Annotated in this window: 1 protein-coding gene and 1 pseudogene; both read right to left on the bottom strand. The window is 31.3% G+C overall.

Annotated elements, in window-relative coordinates; translation table 11 throughout:
* Positions 1–114: 114 nt before the first annotated feature.
* The gene (locus HG1285_RS03950; protein ID WP_255347759.1) at positions 115–1875 is read right to left on the bottom strand and encodes a hypothetical protein; all 1761 of its coding nucleotides are present in this window, start codon (positions 1873–1875) and stop codon (positions 115–117) included.
* 79 nt (positions 1876–1954) lie between these two features.
* Positions 1955–2183, bottom strand: a pseudogene (locus tag HG1285_RS03955) (IS256 family transposase); the annotation flags it as partial.

Below are 2183 nucleotides of genomic sequence, written 5' to 3'. Positions count from 1 at the left end.
ACAAGATACTGCTGAGGTACTAATTCAGGGTCATTTATAACCTTTCTATAAAAATCATCAATAGCAAGGTTAGCATAAGATTTAGCAAGAGTTGCCTTAACTGCTTTAATCGGGTCAAGTATTGCTTTCCTTTCCCCATTCCTGAGCTTTTATAGGGTCATTTTGCTTTAAATACTCTATAAAATCAACAATACTTTCAATCTTTCTTCCTTTCTTTTCCTCATACTGTTTTATCCCTCTTGTTATATCAAGCCCTTCTACATCTTCATCCATAACATAAAGTCTTGTTAGATATTTGTCTTTCCACTTTAAAAACTGTGAAGGAGTAATAAGACCTCTTTCCATTTTAAGTTTTCCAAGCCTGTCTATTTCCTTTCTAATCTGGTCTAAATCCTGAGCAACTTGTGGCAGTTCTTTCTTAACTCTGTCTCTAATTGTAGGATTTTCTAAATACTGTATCATCAGCCTTTCAATAACAGCCCTTTTGCCACCTTCAAGCCTATCCAGATATTTATTTAATATTTTTTCTTTTTTTTCAGCTGATACATCACCTCTGGCAAGGTGTGCTTTAAGTTTTAGATAATCATTAATTACTTTATCTTCCGTTTTTCTGGATAGACTTCCAAAGCCGTATTTATCGGCAAGCAAGTATTTTCTTAAAAATTTATCAACTTTTGTATCTTCTATTTTAGATGTTATATTTTTATAGATTAGATTGTCTATTTTAGATAAAGATTTAAAAACTTCTGAGGTTGGAATACCTGCATAGAGTTTTTTAATATTTTCATTTGCATTTTTAGGTGGTTGATTTATATTATTAATGGGAGTGCTGGCAGGTGGAGACCCTGCCTCCCTTGAACTGCCAGCAACAGACCCGCTACGGGCAGGGAAACGGGCGGGCGTCCAAATTATTTCATATTTGCCCTTTTTTACTCCGTTCTCAATTCTTTTCCAATCTTTTGGATGTAAAGATAAAATTCCTAAATTTTTATTGCCAACATCAATAAAAACTCCAACTATATTATCTGTTCCATTTGTCTTGTAGCGTTTAACATATAAATAGGCTCCCTTTTTATCCTTTAGTATTAACTGTGGATTTTGAACAATATCAGGAATAACAGTTAAATACTTGGCTCTTGTTTTTTCAAATCCAAATACATCTTCAGGTTTTATCTTACCTTCTTTTATTAACTGTATAGCTTCCTGTGGAGAATTTGCTTTAGCTATAAATCCTTTTCTTTGGCTTTTATTTCCTGAACCTGCTATTAATCTAAAAAAATGGCCTTCTTTTAATTTTATTTTATGTCCAATTGGGGATGTAAATTCTTTTCCTAATATATTTTTTTCAAAATAATCCCAAACATTTTTTATATTACTTGTATCAATTTGAGGAAGATTAACTTTCTCAGGTGTTATATTTATATTCTGTTCTACTTGCTGATTAGCTAAGTTTTTTAAATCGCTACTTGATTTTTTAGATTTTTCATATAAATTATTTATAAGGCTATTGGGGTGCTGGTGCCCTTGGGCAATTGGAGCCTGTGGGTCGCTTAGCACTCCAATAGCCTTTTCTTTGTTTATATAAAATACATTTCCACTTTTCTCAAGTTCTTCTAAATGCTTAATGAATTTATCAATATCTTTATAGTAAATTGTTCTAATATCATTTACTCTGAAACCTTCTTTTATATTCGTTTTTTCTGCATTTAACTTTACTGCAGTAACTAATATACCATTATCTTTCTTTTTAGTAGTGGCTATTACTATATTTTTTTCTTTAGGCAACTTGTAAACAATAGAAGGATTGTTAATATCTAAAGGTAAAGTTTTTATATCTTCAATATTAATGCCGTGCTTCTTTTTAAAGTTCTCTATCTCTTTATTGATTGTATTTATATCTTCTTCCGATAATTTAGAAAAACTACTGTTGAGACTTACCTAAAAAATTGTGTAATCAATCCAAAAATTTTTCAAGACCAAATTTAACATTTAAAATCTGCCTCATTTCATAAAGATTAGCCCTAAAAGCAGCAACAGGTTTTCTCATCCACTTGTCATTAAAGTTTGAAAGCTGTATAAACAAATTTATCTCTAAAGTCCTCATAGAAGGAAAATATCCTCCAAGCTCCAATCTCATCATCTCAAGCCCCGCATTTACACTCTCTACCACATTTGAGGTGTAT

The organism is Hydrogenivirga sp. 128-5-R1-1 (assembly GCF_000171895.1).
Note: the sequence above shows the minus strand (reverse complement) of the source record. Positions and strands in the feature narration are given on the sequence as shown.